At 58.7% G+C, this 18,961-nt stretch carries 19 protein-coding genes; 10 read left to right on the forward strand and 9 right to left on the reverse strand.

Features of this window, described 5'->3' with window-relative positions; translation table 11 throughout:
* Positions 1-294: 294 nt before the first annotated feature.
* The 6 genes from F0185_RS32010 to glmS form a co-directional block, all read right to left on the reverse strand.
* Positions 295-1,092 carry a hypothetical protein gene (locus F0185_RS32010; protein ID WP_167232435.1) on the reverse strand — a complete coding sequence of 266 codons (798 nt, stop codon included), beginning with the start codon at positions 1,090-1,092 and terminating at the stop codon, positions 295-297.
* Positions 1,089-1,976 carry a toll/interleukin-1 receptor domain-containing protein gene (locus F0185_RS32015; RefSeq protein ID WP_167232438.1) on the reverse strand — a complete coding sequence of 296 codons (888 nt, stop codon included), beginning with the start codon at positions 1,974-1,976 and terminating at the stop codon, positions 1,089-1,091. The genes F0185_RS32010 and F0185_RS32015 overlap by 4 nt, the downstream gene beginning before the upstream one ends.
* A gap of 406 nt (positions 1,977-2,382) precedes the next feature.
* Positions 2,383-4,122: a CBASS cGAMP-activated phospholipase gene (locus F0185_RS32020; protein WP_167232440.1), complete on the reverse strand. Its 1,740-nt coding sequence runs from the start codon at positions 4,120-4,122 to the stop codon at positions 2,383-2,385.
* Positions 4,123-4,330: 208 nt separating this feature from the next.
* The gene (locus F0185_RS35545) at positions 4,331-4,591 is read right to left on the reverse strand and encodes a TIR domain-containing protein (protein ID WP_370664101.1); all 261 of its coding nucleotides are present in this window, start codon (positions 4,589-4,591) and stop codon (positions 4,331-4,333) included.
* Between the two features lie 131 nt (positions 4,592-4,722).
* Positions 4,723-5,316 carry a toll/interleukin-1 receptor domain-containing protein gene (locus F0185_RS32030; RefSeq protein ID WP_167232442.1) on the reverse strand — a complete coding sequence of 198 codons (594 nt, stop codon included), beginning with the start codon at positions 5,314-5,316 and terminating at the stop codon, positions 4,723-4,725.
* Positions 5,317-5,855: 539 nt separating this feature from the next.
* Positions 5,856-7,685 carry a glutamine--fructose-6-phosphate transaminase (isomerizing) gene (gene glmS / locus F0185_RS32035; RefSeq protein ID WP_167232444.1) on the reverse strand — a complete coding sequence of 610 codons (1,830 nt, stop codon included), beginning with the start codon at positions 7,683-7,685 and terminating at the stop codon, positions 5,856-5,858.
* Between the two features lie 162 nt (positions 7,686-7,847).
* Between glmS and F0185_RS32040 the strand changes: the two genes are divergently transcribed.
* The 3 genes from F0185_RS32040 to F0185_RS32050 all read left to right on the forward strand — a co-directional run bounded on the left by F0185_RS32040 (position 7,848) and on the right by F0185_RS32050 (position 10,400).
* Positions 7,848-8,315, forward strand: a complete 468-nt coding sequence (locus F0185_RS32040; RefSeq protein WP_167232446.1) for an Lrp/AsnC family transcriptional regulator — start codon at positions 7,848-7,850, stop codon at positions 8,313-8,315.
* Between the two features lie 109 nt (positions 8,316-8,424).
* Complete coding sequence (locus F0185_RS32045; protein WP_167232448.1) at positions 8,425-9,204, forward strand: ABC transporter ATP-binding protein; 780 nt, start codon at positions 8,425-8,427, stop codon at positions 9,202-9,204.
* A complete protein-coding gene (locus F0185_RS32050) occupies positions 9,201-10,400 on the forward strand; it encodes an ABC transporter permease (RefSeq protein WP_167232450.1) in 1,200 nt (399 codons plus the stop codon). The genes F0185_RS32045 and F0185_RS32050 overlap by 4 nt, the downstream gene beginning before the upstream one ends.
* A 432-nt stretch (positions 10,401-10,832) precedes the next feature.
* On the opposite strand, the gene glmU is transcribed toward F0185_RS32050, so the two are convergent.
* Positions 10,833-12,209, reverse strand: a complete 1,377-nt coding sequence (gene glmU / locus F0185_RS32055) for a bifunctional UDP-N-acetylglucosamine diphosphorylase/glucosamine-1-phosphate N-acetyltransferase GlmU (protein ID WP_167232452.1) — start codon at positions 12,207-12,209, stop codon at positions 10,833-10,835.
* A gap of 27 nt (positions 12,210-12,236) precedes the next feature.
* Here glmU and F0185_RS32060 point away from each other — a divergent pair, with 27 nt between their 5' ends.
* From F0185_RS32060 to F0185_RS32080, 5 genes are all read left to right on the forward strand, one after another.
* Positions 12,237-13,133 (forward strand): DUF6279 family lipoprotein, encoded by an 897-nt coding sequence (locus F0185_RS32060; protein WP_167232454.1) that lies wholly within the window; start codon positions 12,237-12,239, stop codon positions 13,131-13,133.
* A 119-nt stretch (positions 13,134-13,252) separates the two neighbouring features.
* A complete protein-coding gene (gene rsmD / locus F0185_RS32065) occupies positions 13,253-13,897 on the forward strand; it encodes a 16S rRNA (guanine(966)-N(2))-methyltransferase RsmD (protein ID WP_167232455.1) in 645 nt (214 codons plus the stop codon).
* A 120-nt stretch (positions 13,898-14,017) separates the two neighbouring features.
* A complete protein-coding gene (coaD, locus tag F0185_RS32070) occupies positions 14,018-14,515 on the forward strand; it encodes a pantetheine-phosphate adenylyltransferase (RefSeq protein WP_166889171.1) in 498 nt (165 codons plus the stop codon).
* A gap of 19 nt (positions 14,516-14,534) precedes the next feature.
* Complete coding sequence (locus F0185_RS32075; protein WP_167232457.1) at positions 14,535-14,810, forward strand: YfhL family 4Fe-4S dicluster ferredoxin; 276 nt, start codon at positions 14,535-14,537, stop codon at positions 14,808-14,810.
* A gap of 402 nt (positions 14,811-15,212) precedes the next feature.
* Entirely contained in the window at positions 15,213-15,809 is a 597-nt protein-coding gene (locus F0185_RS32080) for a chalcone isomerase family protein (protein WP_229477294.1), read from the forward strand.
* An 82-nt stretch (positions 15,810-15,891) separates the two neighbouring features.
* On the opposite strand, the gene F0185_RS32085 is transcribed toward F0185_RS32080, so the two are convergent.
* Positions 15,892-16,179: a hypothetical protein gene (locus tag F0185_RS32085; RefSeq protein WP_166889165.1), complete on the reverse strand. Its 288-nt coding sequence runs from the start codon at positions 16,177-16,179 to the stop codon at positions 15,892-15,894.
* Positions 16,180-16,323: 144 nt separating this feature from the next.
* On the opposite strand from F0185_RS32085, the gene F0185_RS32090 reads away from it, so the two are divergent.
* The gene (locus F0185_RS32090) at positions 16,324-17,274 is read left to right on the forward strand and encodes a LysR family transcriptional regulator (protein WP_167232459.1); all 951 of its coding nucleotides are present in this window, start codon (positions 16,324-16,326) and stop codon (positions 17,272-17,274) included.
* 28 nt (positions 17,275-17,302) lie between these two features.
* On the opposite strand, the gene F0185_RS32095 is transcribed toward F0185_RS32090, so the two are convergent.
* On the reverse strand, positions 17,303-17,920 hold the full coding sequence (locus tag F0185_RS32095) for an FMN-dependent NADH-azoreductase (RefSeq protein ID WP_167232461.1): 618 nt from the start codon (positions 17,918-17,920) through the stop codon (positions 17,303-17,305).
* Between the two features lie 129 nt (positions 17,921-18,049).
* Between F0185_RS32095 and F0185_RS32100 the strand changes: the two genes are divergently transcribed.
* The gene (locus tag F0185_RS32100; protein WP_167232463.1) at positions 18,050-18,946 is read left to right on the forward strand and encodes a LysR family transcriptional regulator; all 897 of its coding nucleotides are present in this window, start codon (positions 18,050-18,052) and stop codon (positions 18,944-18,946) included.
* Positions 18,947-18,961 lie beyond the last annotated feature (15 nt).

Below are 18,961 nucleotides of genomic sequence, written 5' to 3' on the forward strand. Positions count from 1 at the left end.
GCTGGCTGGCCATCGTACTGGAACGTCTCCCGACGTGCCCCAACAGCCAGATTGATTCGCTGCTGCCATTCCCCGACTTTACTTCGCGCTAAACAGGCTGTACAGGTGGGGCCGCTGGCCGCTTACGTTCCGGACATGTCCGCTTACAGATGAACGGGATTCCCCACCCGAAATTTCGGGACGCGGGCATATGAAAATATCGAAGAGGCGTTCCAAGGAAAGCAGGACGGCAACTGGCTTCCCGTCCTGCTTTAACGAACGAAGTGTTTCAGATAGAACAGGCTGGCAGTCGCTCTAGTCATTGTCTCGACCAGGGAGCATGCTTTCCAATTGCCAGAAAACCAATAAAGGAACCGGCGGGAACAAATGGACTAAAGCTGGAGATTTCTCCTCATTCGCTTCGCCTTCTTGGCGCTCGTCTTGTCTCGATTTTGCCCTGTACGTCCGAATTTCTCCCCGAGCCCATTTCAAGCGCTGTTCAAGCCTACCTGGCCCCGTATTGTCGCCTTTGCCACCTTTTTTCGCAGTGGCTTTCGAAAAGTCGAGGGTAGTGATGTTGATTTGCAGCTGCTTCGCGAGGGCATACGCTCCGGCCACCCTGGGGCCGGAGCCGATACACACAATCCGCTGAGCTTGAGAAATCTTTAAAGCTGAAAGTAGTGAATACGTGGTTTCGCTTTGGCCTATCACACCATTGGCCAGAAACGTTTGTTGCCAGGCCGGAGTGACTCGGGGAGCTGCCGCGCGGGATGTCGCATGATAAAAATTGAGCGCAGCTTGCCGCTGCCCTCGTCGCTCATCGGGCGGCGCGAGCGGTTCAGCAACGTTCGCGTTTAAGTATTCACTGAGCGTCAGCGCGGCTAGAGAACAATACTTGCTGTTGTAGGGCATCCAAACTGGCATGCGTCGACCAGCGGCAATCCGAACTGTGGCAATCAGAAGCTCTTTTGCCATCCATCCCGCCCTTTGGGCATCGGTGCCTCGCGTTGCGAAGTTATCGGTGTCTTCTCCAATCATGGCGACACCTAGTTTGGCCGTATCTCCGAGCACGATAAACAGGCTATCCCTACTGGCGCGCAGTGTGCCAGTCATCGTAAGCCTCTCGGAAATTCAGCTATTTCAGATTCATCTATGAGCTTAACGCTGATGCGACGACCCAGCCATTCAATAGGGTCTTTGCTTCTCCAGTTCATAAGCCTCCCTGGTGAAATGACTAGACTGTCGCCACTTGGCGCATACGGATCAAGCGCGTGGAAGTCTTGTAACTCCGTTGGCAGTCCGGAGATTCGCACTACGTGTTCCGGTCCATTACCTTTTCTAGCAACAATCACCTGATCGCTACTGAAGGATTGATTCGCGAAACCAGCGTAGGCGAGAGAGCTGCTAACCGTTCCGGTCAAATAGTTCATCCGCATATTTTCAGACAGTGCTTGTGCCGCAGCGATCTTAAGCAATATCTTCTCTAGCGCGCTCTTTTTTAGCCGCCCAATCTTCGTGAAAAAGCGGTCGTCCAAGTCCAGTCGGTCGTCGGGCGTTACGAGAGGAGAAGGCTTCCCGTCAGGGAGTCTCAATGAGATTGTGCCGAGTCTATGCAATAGCGCAAAATCAGTCTCGTGCCGGATCCATCGCGATTTGTGGGAATTTTTGGATTCGATGAACAGCACGGTTCCCATCCGAATTAGCTCTTCATCCAACCTTTTCTGAAAGTCTGCGCCTGGCGAGACTGAAAAACGATCCAGAAAAACTTCAAACCCTTTTCGTCCAAGCTCAGTGTGAAGCTGCTCCGCCAAGACACTTGCCTCAGACCGAAGGTAACTAATAAAAATACGTGGCCGTGCACTTAATACGCCAACACTACGAAGCAGGTCATGCAGAGCAGCTCTGTTACCCACGACAGCTGGAATCTGGTTTAGTGGTCGCAGTTCCGGGGGAACCATTGATTGACGTGTGCCCGGCACTACAGCAGGGATTGCCATAGCGTTCACCTGCCCGTACCAAGCTGGCATTACAAAGTGCGGAGCACCAACCGTATCAACGACAGGTACATAGCACAATTTACAGTCTGGCTCGTGGAGCGCGTGGCACCCGCCGAAGTTGCGACCAAGGCAGGGGGGTGTTACTTCTCTGACGGTAGGGGCCAACGCAAGAATTTCACGAGCCAAATCTTCGCCAATTTCGTACGCTGTCGCTAGCGTAGACGATGCAACAGGTTCGAGCAAAATGTAATGTGAGCTCGTTATTGGCAGACCCAAGAAGCCACGACATCGGCCGCCACCTGTCCCATCGGGATACTGCAAGACTAATTGAATTCCATTACGCAAGTGCATAAACTTCCCTTAGAACGTCGTGATTCCGCTACCGGCAATGGGTGTTAAAGCCAACCTAAAGCGTGCCTGACTTCCAATCAGTAGCTATCACGCCATTCAAGAAACGCGATTTGATTTGCGATTGGATTTCGTAATCTCGCGCCTTCTGACGACCGAGATTAGCTAACTCTAAAATTCGTTTGGAATCGTCGAGTGTGAATCGTCCTTGTTCGGTAGTCTGATCTATTCGAAGAAAACGTGCTTTACCTACTAAATTTTCTGCATGATCTACGGCAGAATTCACCTGGGCATCCATCAGCAAGGTGATCAGGTTTTTATTCCAGCCGGCCACGCTTGATTCCTTGAACCGCGTCGCGTTAAAGGGTTCTTTGGTAGTGCCAATACTGAGCAAGTCAATTCGTTGAAGCGGCACGTCGAGATAAGTTGTCGCTTCTACGATGGCCGCCATCGCTGGACAGTTTGCCCATACTCCACCGTCTAGATGGTTCGAGGGGACAAAGCCATCAGCTACATCAGATGCCGAGAAGTATGTTGGCGCAGCAGCCGAGGCACGCGCAACTTGCGCCATATTTTTGTCAGCGTCGTGACCCTGAAGTTTGTTGTGGGGAGTACGGAAGATATGATGTTGGCCACCTACGGTATTGTATGAAGGGATCACCAACCGGCAATTTGAGTCCCTCATGGTTTTGATAGTACCGTCGGGAAAATATGCGGCGGAAATCGCCGCCGAGAGCGCGTCTCCACGATGCTTCGGACCGAAAAACAGCTGCCAAAACTGCCGTCGGACACGTCCGAAAACATTCGTCATTGGGAAGATAGTTGGCCCCTTCTCAACGTAAAACGTCAACAGATCTTCTGCAGAGATTCCCAGACTCAAACCTAACGCCAATATCCCACCTGTCGATGTGCCGGCGATCAAATCGAAGTACTGCGAGAGTGGTTTTTTAAGGTCTTTTTCAAGCTCTGCAAGAAAGGCTGCGGTAAAAGCGCCCTTAACTCCACCACCGTCTAGTGCCAGGATTCTGAATGACATTCCGTCCGAAACTCGACCGTGGACGACCGGCAGCCTGGCAAGCTGATTATGAATCGTCGTAGCTAAATCATCTGCGTCTGCGTTCAACGCCAACTTAACATTTGTTTCCTGGTCCAACCCGTTTCGCAACTTGCCCAAGAGGTCTGCATGGCGCTTTAACATCTCTTCGGCGGTTCCGCCTAGTCCGCCTAAAACAAAGCAGGGCAAACTACGGTTGATGGCAAGTGCGGCTTCGATAGGAATTCCAGAGATGTTCTCTGTAAGACGCTGCAGGTCTCCCCCGAGGGATACAAACGCGTCACAACGTTCTGCCATCCATTCACGCAAAATTTTCAGACTGTTTTCCCTTGCATTGCCCTCCGTTGACTCTGGTGTCTCATAAAGTACGGAAAATCTGCGCCATTCCTCTAGGGTTTGGGCGCTTTCTGTTTTGGACCAATGCCGCGAGACAGCCAGAGTTAGCGCATCCCGGCGTCCGTTGTTAACGACGTGCCTCTTGGCAGCTTTCAGTAGGATGGGGGTAATTGTGGGGTGACACCCATGAAGGATGTGTCCGCCACTGCGGAAGACCAGGTCAGCAAATTTCTCTACAAATGCGCACATCGCATTTTGCTGCGGACCGGGTATGTCACCCGCAATGCTCCCGGAGAGCCAAATACGAACACCCTGGAGTGGAGGAGAAGAAAAATTAGACAACGACATATTAGTGTTCCAGTAGAGTGCAACTATCGATTTACCATTTTGGCTGCGGTTTCGATCCATCCGCCGATGTTCGTCCGCCCGTTCTGCTCAACGAAGTTGTACCGGAGGCAGTGTTTCGAGAGGGGTACGACGTTATTGGTTTTCGGGGCGTCAAACCACAAATCGGACTCAGCGATGGGGCGCGTATAGTCCGCATAGCGAACCCATTTCCCATCTTCGATCTCGGCGAAATATATTCCGCTATCTGTTCTATAAACCCCCATTTGACTTAGTGGGTCGGCGCCCTTTGTGCAAGTCTTTTTTGGTTGTTCTCTACCAAATGGATATCTACTGAAAGCAGACCGTTCCCCTTTAAGATACTTTGGGCAATCTCAAAACGAACCCAACGCCGTTCTGAAGTCTGCGCCCCGACTAATACGCAAGTCACTGAACTGTTCTTCAAGCCTTCACGTAAGAAGCGCTTGAGCGCATCAGCACTCTCTCGCTTAGACGATTCGAATACACTTCCGTCTAAGAAGCCATCTGCGATTTGCTCTCTGTCGTTTACAACCTAGCTATTCCTGATGTTCCAAACGCGCCAAATGTCGGGCTGATAGTGGAACGAAAAAAAATGCTCTGCGCGCCATGGAGATTCCTCTAAGGTAGTCGTACGAAGGCGGATCAATAAGACCTGAAATTTGCGCTACCGCTAGCAAAATTCTTTAGCGTCGTCCATCCTCTTCCGGCACCTTCCACGAACACATCTGAAGCACCGGTCCGATAGATGTCTTTACCTACGATAGGATAGATCGCGAGATATTCTTGACCCTTGAACGTTTCGTAAGCGTTGTCTACAAGTGGGAGAATGGCGACTTGATTTGGCTTAAAGCCATCGAAATACCCGAGCTCCCAAGGCATCCATTTTGAATCACTTGCTGCTTCGGTCGCCACCCAGACGAGGGACTTAGACTGGCGCATACGTGTTCGAAGCAACTCAGCGGTTTGTGTTGTGACTTTGCTTCTGTCGAGTTGCGCATCATCCACCCAGTCAACATAGACTTTGTAGCCTTGATTCTCCAATATTGCCTTCACGCCAAGAATCAGATCAGCATCCTTGCTGGCATGCGACAGAAAGATATCGAAGGTCTCGTACTTAGAGGCTGCCGTCGCTTCCTCCAGGAGAATGCGAGTGGAAGCTTTACCCGACCGTTTATATTGTTGTTTGGCAGTCGCCGTGGCTGACCTGGCTTCGCTTTTAGTGTAGTAGGTTGACATGTTAGAGGAAGGCTCGAAGGCTTGGCTCTAGGACAGCGCCCTGTTGATGGCCCTGAATCCGTTTTCGCTCAGCCGTACGATAAGAAAGTGTAGGAGGGGAAACTTTTGATGACTTAGATTCCACAATAGCATATTGCCACCAAAAAATTCTCTCTGATTGTCACTCTCGGTTCCGCGACACCGCAGTGCGCATGGCGCATGGCGCGGGCCAATCTCTTGCCGTTGAATCGAGCCGACGGCGCGCGCCCAGACTAGCGCCGAAAAATCGCAACGAGTTCATTAACGCGAGACCGCGACGAAGTGGCGCCTAGAGCAACACGAGATGGGTCATATCAAAAATTGATAGCACGGGGCCCTGGGACTCGCATCCTGAAAAAGAGAAGCGGACAAGCCAACCGTGCGTAGAAGTTATGCCTCAGTCACCTTAACTACGCACAATTGTACAAAAACACCGCAACTTAAATTAATTGTCTTTTTATGTTTTGTTCTAGGAAGAAGTACCGCAACTTTAGTCAATCAAAGCCAGCCAGCAAGCAGCCTTACTCCACCGTCACCGATTTGGCCAGATTACGCGGCTTGTCCACATCCGTGCCCTTGGCCAGCGCGGTGTGATACGCCAGCAACTGCAACGCCACCACGTGCAGGATCGGCGACAGTAGACCGTAGTGTTCCGGCAAGCGGATCACATGCAGCCCGTCGCCCGAGGTGATACGCGAATCGACGTCGGCGAACACATACAGCTGACCACCACGGGCGCGCACTTCCTGCATGTTCGATTTCAGCTTTTCCAGCAGCGCGTCATTCGGTGCAATCGTGACGACCGGCATTTCATCGGTCACCAGCGCCAGCGGGCCGTGCTTGAGTTCACCAGCCGGATACGCTTCGGCGTGAATATACGAAATTTCCTTGAGCTTCAACGCGCCTTCCAGGGCGATCGGATAGTGCATGCCACGGCCCAGGAACAGCGCGTTGTCCTTGCGCGCAAAGTCGTCGGCCCAGGCGATGATCTGCGGTTCCAGCGCCAGCACTGCGGCAATCGCCACCGGCAGGTGACGCATCTGCTTCAGGTAAGTCGCTTCTTCTTCATCCGACAGACGGCCGTTGACCTGCGCCAGCGTCAACGTCAGCAGGAACAGCGCGGCCAGCTGGGTGGTGAAGGCCTTGGTCGACGCCACGCCCACTTCCACGCCGGCGCGGGTGATGTACGACAGAGCGCATTCACGCACCATGGCGCTGGTTGCCACGTTGCAGATGGTCAAGGTGTGCACCATGCCCAGGCTGCGCGCATGCTTGAGGGCGGCCAGGGTGTCGGCCGTTTCGCCGCTCTGCGAAATCGTCACCACCAGGGTGTTCGGATGCGGCACGCTGTCGCGGTAGCGGTATTCGCTGGCGATCTCGACCTGGACCGGAACCTTGGCCACCGATTCCATCCAGTACTTGGCGGTCAGGCCCGAGTAGTAGCTGGTGCCGCAAGCCAAAATCAGCACGCGGTCGATCTGCTTGAAGACCTTGAACGCGTCGTCGCCGAACAGTTCCGGCATGATGCCGGTGACGCCTTCGAGCGTGTCGCCGATGACGCGCGGCTGTTCGAAGATTTCTTTCTGCATGTAGTGGCGGTACGGACCCAACTCGGCCGCGCCGGTATGCGCATGCACGGTTTTCACTTCGCGCTCGACTGGTTTACCGTCGACGTCGACGATCCAGACCTTGGCCAGTTGCAGGTCGACCACGTCGCCTTCGTCCAGATAGATGATCTGGTCGGTGGTGCCGGCCAGCGCCATGGCGTCGGAGGCGACGAAGTTCTCGCCCTGGCCGATGCCGACGATCAGCGGCGAACCCTGGCGCGCGGCGACCACGCGGTGCGGCTCTTCGCGGCTGAACACGGCAATCGCGTAGGCGCCGTGCAGGCGCTTGACGGCCAGCTGGACGGTCTCGAACAAGTCGCCGCTATACATGTGGTCGACCAGGTGGGCGATGACTTCGGTATCGGTCTGGCTCTGGAACACATAACCGAGGGCGGTCAGTTCGGCGCGCAGTTCGTCGTGGTTTTCGATGATGCCATTGTGGACCAGCGCGATGCGGGCGTTCTCTTCGGTTGGCGAAAAGTGCGGGTGCGCATTGTGCGACGCCGGCGCGCCGTGCGTGGCCCAGCGGGTGTGGGCGATGCCGGTGAAGCCTTGCAGGCCCACGCTGGCGATCTGGGTTTCGAGGTCGGCCACGCGCGAGGTGCTGCGCGAACGCACCAGCTTGCCGTCGACGTGCAATGCCACGCCGCACGAGTCGTAACCACGGTATTCAAGGCGCTTGAGGCCCTCGACCAGGATGGGAGTAATGTTACGTTGTGCTACTGCTCCGACGATACCGCACATGATGACCTCGATGTAGAAATGATTGAATGCGCAGATCGTAGTTGAGCCAGCATGAAATATGCTTTCTAATTTGTTATATTATTGATATATTATTTCATCAAGCAGTTTGCATGAATTATTCTTTCATTTATCACTCACATCCTTTGCGAATCATCAAACGCCATGCTTGCCAACGAACTCGATGACGTCGACCGTCGCATCCTCAATATCCTCCAGCATGACGCATCGCACACCAACGCGGAGCTGGCCGAGCTGGTCCATGTGTCGCCGCCGACCTGCCTGCGCCGCGTCAAATACATGAACGAGGGCGGCATCATCGAGCGCCAGGTGGCGATCGTCTCGCCCGACAAGGTGGGCGCGCGCCTCACCGCCATCGTCGAAATCACGCTCGATGTGCAAGCGGCCGAACGCATGGCCGAGTTCGAGCAGCACGTGGCGGCCGAAGCGGCCGTGCTGCAATGCTACCGGGTCGCGCCCGGCCCCGATTTCGTGCTCATCGTGCAAGTGGCCGACATGCCGGCCTACCACGCGCTGGCGCACCGCCTGTTTGCCACGCGCACCAATGTGCGCAACGTCAAAGCCTATTTCTCTACCTTCCGCAGCAAGTTCGAAACCCGCATCGCCGTCTGACTATTGCTGTTGAGCAATCTCAACGGCTTCCCCGCCGAAACAAGTTCTACTGGGCAATGCCGCGCGTCCACCAGGCGACGCGCGCACTGACAAGGCGGGAGGTGAACCGATGGATGTCATTCTGGAACACGACGGGCCGATGCCCCCGGCGCCCAAGCCGCCGGGCGACCTGGTGCGCCTGGCGCGCGTGCACAAGTATTACGGCGGTGGCCTGTCCGGCGTGCATGCGCTCGACGGCGTCGAGCTGCAGGTGGGCGAAGCGGAGATGGTGGCCATATGCGGCCCCTCGGGCAGCGGCAAGACCACGCTGCTCAATCTCATCGGCATGCTCGACCACGCGACCGAAGGCAGTATCGTGATCGCCAAGCTGCTTATTGCCCGCTTGCCGGAACAGGCGCGCGCCGACCTGCGCAATGAAATGATGGGTTTCGTGTTCCAGGCGTTTACCCTCATTCCGGTGCTGACCGCGCGCGAAAACGTGCTGCTGCCGCTGATGCTGCGCGAATCGCTCACGCCCAAGGCCTTGCACGCCGCCCAAGCGCGCGCCAGCGACCTGCTCAACCAGCTCGGCCTGGCCGCCCACGCCGATACCTATCCGCCGCGCCTCGACCCCAGCCAGAGCCAGCGCGTGGCCATTGCACGGGCGCTGATGACCAGGCCGCGCCTGGTGCTGGCCGACGAGCCCATCTCGCGCCTGGACAGCGCCAGCATCCGCCTGGTGATGGACCTGTTCGTGCAGCAGCAAAACGAACACGGCACGACCTTTATCATTGCCACCCGCGACCAGCGCCAGCTGGTGCGCATCACCCGCACCTTGCAGCTGCAAGAAGGGCGCTTGCACGTCGCCGTGGGCGACCCGGAACGCCAGCCCTTCCGGGTCCGCTTATGAGCCCGTACCGGCTGGCCTTGCGCACCCTGGTGCTGGGCCGCCCGCGCAGCGTGCTGGCGACCTTGCTGATCGCCGCCAGCCTGTGCGTGCTCGATCTGTTTGCGGGCAGCATCGCCAGCACCCGCGCCGGGATCGCCTACCAGGCCGTCATCGTGGAACGGATGGGCCACCTGACCGTCCTGCCAGTCGCCGCGCCGGGCGCGCCGCGAGAGCTGCGGCGCTTCAGTGCGGATGAAGCGGGGCGCGTGCGCGCCTTGCTGGACGGCATGAAAGGGATCGCGCTGGTGGCGCCGCAAGTGAGCGTGTCCGGGATTGCCGCCAGCGCCGAGCACTCGGCCACGTTTGCGGGACTGGGCGTGCCCGACGCGGCGGCGCCGGGGCTGTTGCAGGCGGCGCCGGGCAAGCTGCAGGCGGGAAACGGCAACGGCGTTGCCATCAGCCAGGCCAAGGCCGCGGCGCTGGCGCTGCGGGTCGGCAGCGCGCTGACGCTCACGGCGGCCGTGCCGGATGCGGCGCCCCGGCGCGTGGTGGCGCAGGTGGTCGATGTGTACGCGGCGGGCGCGGGCGACGAGCAGGCCCGTTCGATGCTGATGCCGTTGGCGCTGGCGCAGGACTTGCTCGATACCGACAGCGTCGAGCGCTTTGTTGTTTTTCTATCCGATGCGGCGCTGATGGAACAACAGCGTGGCGCGCTGGCGGGCACGCTGCGCAAGGCGGGCGTGCATGCCGAGGTGCGGACCTGGCAGGAGTTGTCGCTCGCCTACATGCGTGCGCGCAGCGCGTCCGACCTGGCGTTCGACAGCATCGCGGGAATGGTGTTTGCCGTAATCGCGGCAAGCATTGCCGCCACCATGTCGATCAATGCGCTGGAACGGCGGCGCGAAGTGGCAACCTTGCGCGCGCTGGGCATGCGCAGTCATTCGGTGTTTTTGATGCTGGTGACGGAGGCGCTGGGCATGGCGATGATGGGCGTGGCGGCGAGCCTGGTCGGCAGCGGGGTCATTGCCTGGGTGATCAACCGGGTGAGCCTGGCGGACGGAGCGCCTCATGCGTTGCCGGGGGCGTTGCCGGTCGAGCTCGATGTGAACCGGATGATGATGGCCGTGGTGGCGGTGCTGGCGGTGGCCTTGATGGCGGCGCTGGTGCCGGCGTTCAAGGCGGCAAGAGCGCATGTGGCGGCGGGACTGGGGGGGTGAAGCTGAACAACACTGCTTCCCTGGAAACCGTCGCTAACATCGAGACCTTCGCTAACGTCGAGACCTTCGCTAACGTCGAAACCTTCGCTAACATTCAAACCGTCTCTCCCGCGAAGGAGGCTGTCTCAAAACGCTAAGATCACCGCTAGGCGGTAGACTCTTATCCGTCATTCCCGCGCAGGCGGGAATCCCATTCCGTGGCATAGCAGTGAACTTGGATTCCCGCCTGCGCGGGAATGACGGTGCTGGAGGTGGTAGTCGTTGAACGCGGCCCTTTTGAGACAGCCTCGAAGGCGGGAGCCCATAGCACCTTTGCTCTGAGGTGCTATGGGCTCCCGCCGAGGGCCGCCTTGGCGCGGGAGAGACGGCATGTGGGGCGGAACCGACTCGAGCTCCCGCCAAGGCGGCCCTCGGCGGGAGCGACGGGAGAACTTACTTCTTCACCTTCACCGGCCGCGACCAATTTTCAATCGTCACCTGCTTGGCGCGCGAGATGGTCAGCTTGCCGGCCGGCGCGTCTTTCGACAGGGTGGTCCCGGCTCCCAGGGTCGCACCCTTGCCAACCGTAACCGGCGCGATCAACTGGCTGTCGCTGCCGATAAACGCATCATCCTCGATTACGGTACGGAACTTGTTGGCGCCGTCGTAATTGCACGTGATCGTCCCCGCGCCAATATTCACGCGCGAACCAACCGTTGCATCGCCCACGTAGGCCAGGTGGTTGGCCTTGCTGTGCGCCGCGATCTGGCTGTTCTTGATCTCGACAAAGTTGCCGATATGGACGTCTTCAGCCAGCTCGGTTCCAGGACGCAAGCGCGCATACGGGCCGATCACCGACTTGGCGCCCACCACCGCATCTTCAATATGACAGAACGGTTTGATATTGGTTCCCGCCGCGATGCGCGCGTTGACCAGCACATTGTGCGCGCCCACGCTGACGCCATCACCCAGTTCGACCCGGCCTTCGAACACGCAACCGACGTCGATGGTCACATCGCGTCCGCAGATCAGTTCGCCACGCACGTCGATGCGCGCCGGGTCCAGCAGGGTCACGCCTTTTTCCAGCAGCGCATGGGCAATATTGAGCTGGTGACGACGCTCCAGCTCGGCCAGTTGCACCTTGCTGTTCACGCCGGCCACTTCCCACTCGGCCGACGGATTGGCCGACACCACCGGCACACCGTCCTGCACGGCCTGCGCCACGATATCGGTCAGGTAATACTCGCCCTGCGCGTTGTTGTTCGACAGCGAACCGAGCCACTTTTTCAGGTGGCGCGTCGGCGCGACCATGATGCCGCTGTTGATTTCGCAAATGGCGCGCTCGGCTTCGTTGGCATCTTTTTCCTCGACGATGCGGGTAATCGTGCCGCCTTCGCGCACGATGCGGCCCAGGCCGAACGGATTGGCCTGCACCACCGTCAGGATGCCGAGCTTGTCAGTGCCGGCGGCGGCGACCAGGCGCTTGAGCGAGGCCACGGTGGTGAGCGGCACGTCGCCGTACAGGATCAGGGTCGGGGCGTCTTCATCGAGCTGCGGCACGGCCTGGCTGACCGCGTGCCCGGTGCCGAGCTGCGGTTCTTGCAGGGCGGTATCGATGGCCGCGTGGCCCGTGCTGTCCTGGCTTTTGAGCATCTCGGGCACCGCTGCGCCGCCGTGCCCGTAAATAACGCATAATTTGCTCGGTGCAAGTGCCCTTGCCGTATCGATCACATGCTGCAGGAGGGGTTTTCCCGCCAGCGGGTGCAGCACTTTCGGCAGCGCAGATTGCATACGCTTTCCCATTCCAGCGGCAAGAATCACTACGTTCATAAGCGTTCGTTCAAAAAGAGTTAATAAATGAAAAAGTTTAACACGCAGGAACCACTTTCCCAGCGCTTTCGCGTTCTTTGCATGCTCGCCGTAATGGTCGTGCTGACCGCGTGCAGCGGCATCAAACTGGCCTACAACCAGGGCGACACCTTGCTCTACTGGTGGCTCGACGCCTATGTCGACCTCGATTCCGAGCAGGCGCCGGAGGTCAAGCAAGATATCAAGGAACTGTTCAAGTGGCATCGCCAGACCCAGTTGAAGGATTACATCCATATCCTCAATACTGCCCAGCGACAACTTGCAGGTAACCTGAGCAAGGCTGACCTGGATGCCGATTACCGCGAGATCATGTCGCGCACCGAATTGCTGGCGCAAAAGGCCTTGCCGGAACTGACCGACCTGGCGCTCTCGATCAAGCCCGAGCAACTGGCGCACATCGAAAAGAAGTTCGACAAGAACAACGAAACCTTCCGCAAGAAATTCGTGCGCGGCAGCGTCGAGGACTTGCAGGAGAAGCGTTTCAAGAAGTCGATGGAACAGTTCGATCTGTGGTTCGGCGGCTTCAGCAAGGAACAGGAAGTGCTCTTGCGCAAGGCTTCCGATGCGCGTCCGCTGAACAACCAGCTCTGGCTCGACGAGCGCATCCGGCGCCAGCAAAAGATCATGACGGTGCTGCGCAAGATCGATAAGGAAAACCTGAGCAAGGAGGCGGCCGCGCCGCTGGTGCAGGGCCTGGTCAAGGATATGCTGGCGCGCACGCAAAGCCCCGAAAACAAGCAATTTTTCGATACCTACACGGATGGCACGATGCAGATGATCTTGACGGCCGTAAAGATCGCCACGCCGGAGCAGAAAGCCCATGCGCAAAAACGCATGCAGGGCTGGATCAGCGACTTCAACACCCTCGCTGCCGACACCAAGTAAACGCATCCGCATGGCCCGCGCATCCGCCGTCCGGCGGGTGCGCAAGTTTCCCGCCTCCCCGCAGCACCCATTCCCCCATGATATAGTGCGCCGGATCAGCAATCCGCCTCTCCGTCTCCATGCAAAAGAAACCCGCCAAAGTCCCGGTGCACCGTCCGCCGCCACCGAAACAAGTCCGCATCATCGGCGGCGCCTGGAAACGCTCGACCTTGCCGGTGCTCGACGCGCTCGGCCTGCGTCCCACCCCCGACCGGGTGCGCGAAACAGTGTTTAACTGGATCAACCACCTGTGGGACGCCAACTGGGCCGGCGCCGACTGCCTCGACCTGTTCGCCGGTAGCGGCGCGCTCGGTTTCGAAGCGGCCAGCCGCGGCGCGCGCTCGGTCACCATGGTCGACAACCACACGCCCGTGGTGCGCCAGCTGGACGATGTCAAACTCAAGCTCAAGGCCGACAACGTCGTGGTCGCGCGTGGCGAGGCCCTTGCCACCGCGCAAAACATGGCGCTGCGCGGCCAGCGCTACGCTCTGGTGTTCCTCGATCCGCCGTACCAGCAAAACCTGCTCGAGCGCAGCCTGCCGCTGTGCGTGAGCCTGCTCGCCGACGATGGGCTGGTGTATGCCGAATCCGGCGCGCCGCTGCCGTTCGAACCTGAAGACGGCAGCGCCGTGCCCGACTGGCTCGCGCCATGGGAAGCGGTGCGTAACGACAAGGCTGGCATCGTCTTCTATTACCTGCTCAAGCTGCGCAAAACGGCAGCGTAAACACCATTTGCCAGCGCTTTGTTCGGTCCCGGTTAAGACCGCCCGACGGCGCTACCGGGACCGCGCATAAATTTCAGGCATAATGCGCGTTCTATATTGGTGCATCTCTAGGGAGCCGCAATGGTTGTAGCCGTTTATCCAGGAACCTTTGACCCGCTCACGCGCGGCCATGAGGATTTGGTGCGCCGCGCGTCCGGGCTGTTCGACAGCCTGATCGTGGGCGTCGCCGACAGCAAGAACAAACGCCCGTTTTTCTCGCTGGACGACCGCCTGGAAATCGCCAATGAGGTGCTGGGCCATTATCCGAACGTCAAGGTCGAGAGTTTTTCGGGCTTGCTCAAGGATTTCGTGCGCAAGCATGACGCCCGCGTCATCGTGCGCGGCCTGCGCGCCGTGTCCGACTTTGAATACGAGTTCCAGATGGCGGGCATGAACCGCTACCTGCTGCCCGATGTCGAAACCCTGTTCCTGACACCGTCCGACCAGTACCAGTTTATCTCCGGCACCATCGTGCGCGAGATTGCCATGCTGGGCGGCGATGTGTCGAAGTTCGTGTTTCCATCGGTCGACCGCTGGTTACAGAAGAAGATCGCCACCATGGCGCCGCCTTCCGAATAAGAAGCAAAGCAAAGCAATCATGGCCTTACTGATTACCGACGACTGCATCAACTGCGACGTGTGCGAGCCCGAGTGCCCGAACGACGCCATTTACATGGGCGCCGAGATCTACGAGATCGACCCCAACAAATGCACCGAATGCGTCGGTCACTTCGATGAGCCGCAATGCCAGCAGGTGTGCCCGGTCAGTTGCATTCCATTCAACCCGGCCTGGCGCGAAACGCCGGAACAGTTGCGCGCGAAGTACGAGCGCCTGACCGCCGGCAAGGATACGCCGGACACGCCGGCAGCCTGAACCGGTGCCCGCCACGCCTGACCCGCTTTTAAGTGGTCTTATCAACTTATAAAGTGATGTGCCTTTAGAGCCACAGCTTTGTCTTAAAATCACTAATTTCCTTGCTTAAAATGCCCTTGCGGCAATTTTTTTGTGAATTTCAATGGTATATTTGCCTAGTTCCTTAGCACCCCATCATTAAATTTTCCTCGCAGCGCATATCTCGGCCCGATCTCGACCGCACAAAAAGTCTATAATAGCCGCCGCGTAAATACGATGGCGGCTGTGCTCGTGTCGTCCGTCGCAGCTGCTGGCGCGTTGAAGCACAATGCGGGAGTGCCGATCGAATGGACGCCGGCAAACCGCAGGCCGGCCCACAGGTTTTTTATGCGGAACAAAAATAGTCAAACCACTGGAGACACCATGATCGTAATGAACAAGTTTAGTTTCAAAGGCTTGCTGGCAGGAATCGTCCTCGCTTGTGCCTTCGGCCAGGGTGCCTGTGCGGCGGAGATCAGCGGCGTCAAGCTCGACGATACCGTCAAGGTGGCCGGCAAGGAACTCCAGCTCAACGGCTTCGGCATGCGCCAGAAATTCGTGGCCAAGGTGTACGTCACCTCGCTGTACCTGCCGGAAAAAAGCAAGTCCTTGCCTGAAATTATGAAGATGGATGGTCCTCGCCGCGTCACCCTGGTGATGATGCGCGACCTGACCTCGGACGATTTCGGCGACGCCTTCATGAATGGCCTGAACAAAAATCTCGACAACACCGAAAAAGCCAAGATCGTCACCCAGATCAGCAAGTTCGGCGAAATGTTCGCCCTGCTGCAAGTGCTGAAAAAGGGCGATGTGCTGCATCTGGACTGGATTCCGGGAACCGGCACCCAGTGCGAATTCAACGGCAAGAAAATCGGCGAAGTGGTACCCGATATCGCGTTCTACAACGCCATTTTGCGCATCTGGATGGGCGAGCATCCGGTCGACACGCACTTGAAGACAGCTCTGCTCGGCGGAAAATAATATCACTGAGCAATAAAAAAAGCGGCGCCGGTATTGACCGGGCGCCGCTTTTTTTTGCCTGCCGCTCGCGCGGCCGGGACCATCAGGACCGGGCCGCCATGGCGCGCAGTTCGGCGGTAAGGCTGGCGTTGCCGCTTGAAGAGTTGGTCATCCGTTGCAGCAATTTGGCGTTGCGCATATTCCGGCGTGCCGCGAGCTGGTCCTTGCTCAGGCGCGGTTTCACCACCAGCACCAGCGCGCGGAAGATACCGACCAGCAAAGGCTTGAAAAACAGGGCGACAGCGGCGATCGCCAGGACCAGGGCCACGCCTTGCACCAGCGGCATCAGCGAGAAGGCGGCAGCGCCCGTGGTGTGAAGCAGAGTAGACATGATATGGAAATCGCAGGATCAGTTGTTATGAATCAACTATAGTGCAACGCAACATATAAATCCAATTCCAATATCCAATACCGATTATATCAATGGTGAATGGATTGCGGTATGATAGCTAATCGCTAACTCTTTTCGATCATCATGAGCTTTTTGACCCTGGATTTGAACCTGCTGCGCGTGTTCGACGCGGTGATGACCGAGCAAAACCTGACGCGCGCGGCCGGGCACCTGGCGATGACCCAGCCGGCGGTATCGAACGCGATCAAGCGCTTGCGCGAGAGTCTGGGCGATGAATTGCTTATCCGCACGGCCTACGGCGTCAAGCCGACCCCGCGCGCCGAGTTGCTGTGGCCGGCCGTGCGCCAGGCCCTGGCCGGGCTGGAAGCGGCGGTGACGCCGGAAACATTCGATGTGTCCAAGGCGCACGCCACCTTCCGCATGGCCATGGCGGACGCCACGGCGGCGTTCTGGCTGCCTTCGCTGATGCGGTCGATCGAGAGCGAAGCGCCGGGCGTGAACGTGCGCATGGTGCCGCTGACGACGCGCGAACCGCGCCCGATGCTGCTGCGCGGCGATATCGACCTGGCGGTAGGTTTTTTCCCCGGGGTGGCGGCGCAGTTGTCGAGCGACACCAGTTCGCCGATCCGCCATGAACGCTTGTATTCGGGCCATTATGTCTGCGTGATGCGCAAGAACCATCCATTGGCCAAGGTCGAGCTGGGGATGGAAAACTACTGCGCGGCGAATCACTTGCTGGTGAGTTTTTCCGGGCGCGCGCATGGCCTGGTGGACGAGGCGCTGGCGCAGCTGGGCCGCGAGCGGCGCATTTTGCTGACCGTGAATCAATTCTTCACGGCGGGGCGGGTGGTGGCCAATTCAGATTTGATCACCGTGCTGCCGAAGCATTTGATTGCCTCGACCGGGATGACCGATGCGCTGGTGTGGCGCGAGCTGCCGTTCAGTTTGCCGGCGGTGCACCTGGACATGCTCTGGCACGAACGCGATGCCCGCAGCCCGGCGCACAAATGGCTGCGCAAGCATCTGGAGGGAATGAATACGACGACCTTGCGGGCGGTGGCCAACAGCGACTAAGAGCCCGCCGCTCCTATGCGGGTGTTGTTCAGTGCGCTGCGGCGCGTTTGAGCTCGGGCGCCAATCCGGCAACGAATCCCTCCATCGTTTCCTCGCCCAGATCCACCGCCTTGGCGCCGCCGCCGGCAACGAAGGTGATATCGGTAATGCCGATCACACCGAGGATGAGGCGCAGGTATTGCGTGGCAATATCGCGCTCGCGGATGGGCGAACCTTCGGTATATACGCCTCCCGAGGCGATCAGCACGGTCGCCTGTTTGCCGGTAACGAGTCCGCGTCCGTCGAAGCCGAGCGTCATCCCCTTGCGGACGATGTGATCGATCCATGCCTTCAGTACGGCGGGCACGTTATAGTTGTAGACCGGCGTGGCGATAACGATGTGATCTGCCGCCAGCAGTTCGGCGACCAGTTGGTCCGACAGCGCCAGCCTGTCCTTCATCGCGGGCGAATGCTGGGCAGGGGGCGTGAAATACGCCTCCAGCCAGGGCGCCGTGACAAAAGGCAAGCCCGTTTCCATCAGATCGCGCCCGACCACCTCGCCGCCCGGATGCGCGGCCAGCCACTCCCTCACAAAGCGGCGCGTCATATGGCGCGAGACCGATGTATTGCCGCGAGGGCTGGTTTCGACCACCAGAAGTTGAGTCATTTGAATATCTCCTTACGAAAGAATTGGCTGCAAGCGATCAATATATAGCCAGCAATACCCCTGTGCCAGAGATCAAAATATGATACTTTCTATCGGAATTTGTGATGAATCACGCAAGGGAGGACTGTCTTGATCGGAAGTTTTACGCTGGACCAGCTGCGCGTGCTGGTAACGATTGCCGATACGGGCAGCTTCTCCGCCGCAGGCAGGAAACTGGGGCGTGTGCAGTCCGCCATCAGCCAGGCGATCGCGACGCTGGAACAAGTCCAGGGCGTGCTGCTGTTCGACCGCGGCGGTCACCGGCCGCGCCTGACCGACAGCGGACGTGTCCTGGTCGAGCAGGCGCGCCTGGTCCTGGCGAGCGCCGACCGTTTCCAGGCGATAGCGATGAGTACGCATGCCGGCCTGGAGCCCGAACTCGTCATCGCCATCGACCCGCTGGTGCCGAGCGCGCCCTTGATCGACAGCTTGCGCGCGCTGGGGGAACGCTTTCCCGATCTTCCAGTCAGTTTCTCGACAGAAGGGCTGGGGGGTTCGTTGCGGCGCTTGCGCAGCGGCTCGGCCGCGCTCGGCATCTGCCTGCTGCTTCCCGCCGTTCCCGATGACGTCGTCGCCTACCCCTTGCTCACGATCGGCATGCAGCCCGTCGTCGCGCCCGCACATCCACTGGCCGCGCTGGGACGTCCGGCAACGCACGGCGATCTGGAGCCGCACGTGCAACTTGTGCTGTCCGATCCTGTCGACCCCGGTGGAGGGAATTACGGGCTGGCGAGCGCCAGGCTGTGGCGCTTCGTCGATCTGGGGCGGCGCCTGGACTTCGTGATGGCGGGCTTTGGATGGTGCCGCATGCCCGCGCATCTGATCGCCGGGCCGGTCGCCGCCGGGCAGCTGCATGCGTTCCGGATCATCGACGACCCGACGCCCCGGGAAGGACTGACCATGTATGCGGCGCATATGCGCAACCGCGCACTCGGGCCGGCGGGACGCTGGCTGCTCGACCACCTCAGGGAACGTTTAGCGGCGTGAATGCGGCTGCGGATC

It is taken from the genome of Massilia rubra (genome assembly GCF_011682065.1).
Taxonomy (GTDB): Bacteria; Pseudomonadota; Gammaproteobacteria; order Burkholderiales; family Burkholderiaceae_D; genus Telluria_A; species Telluria_A rubra.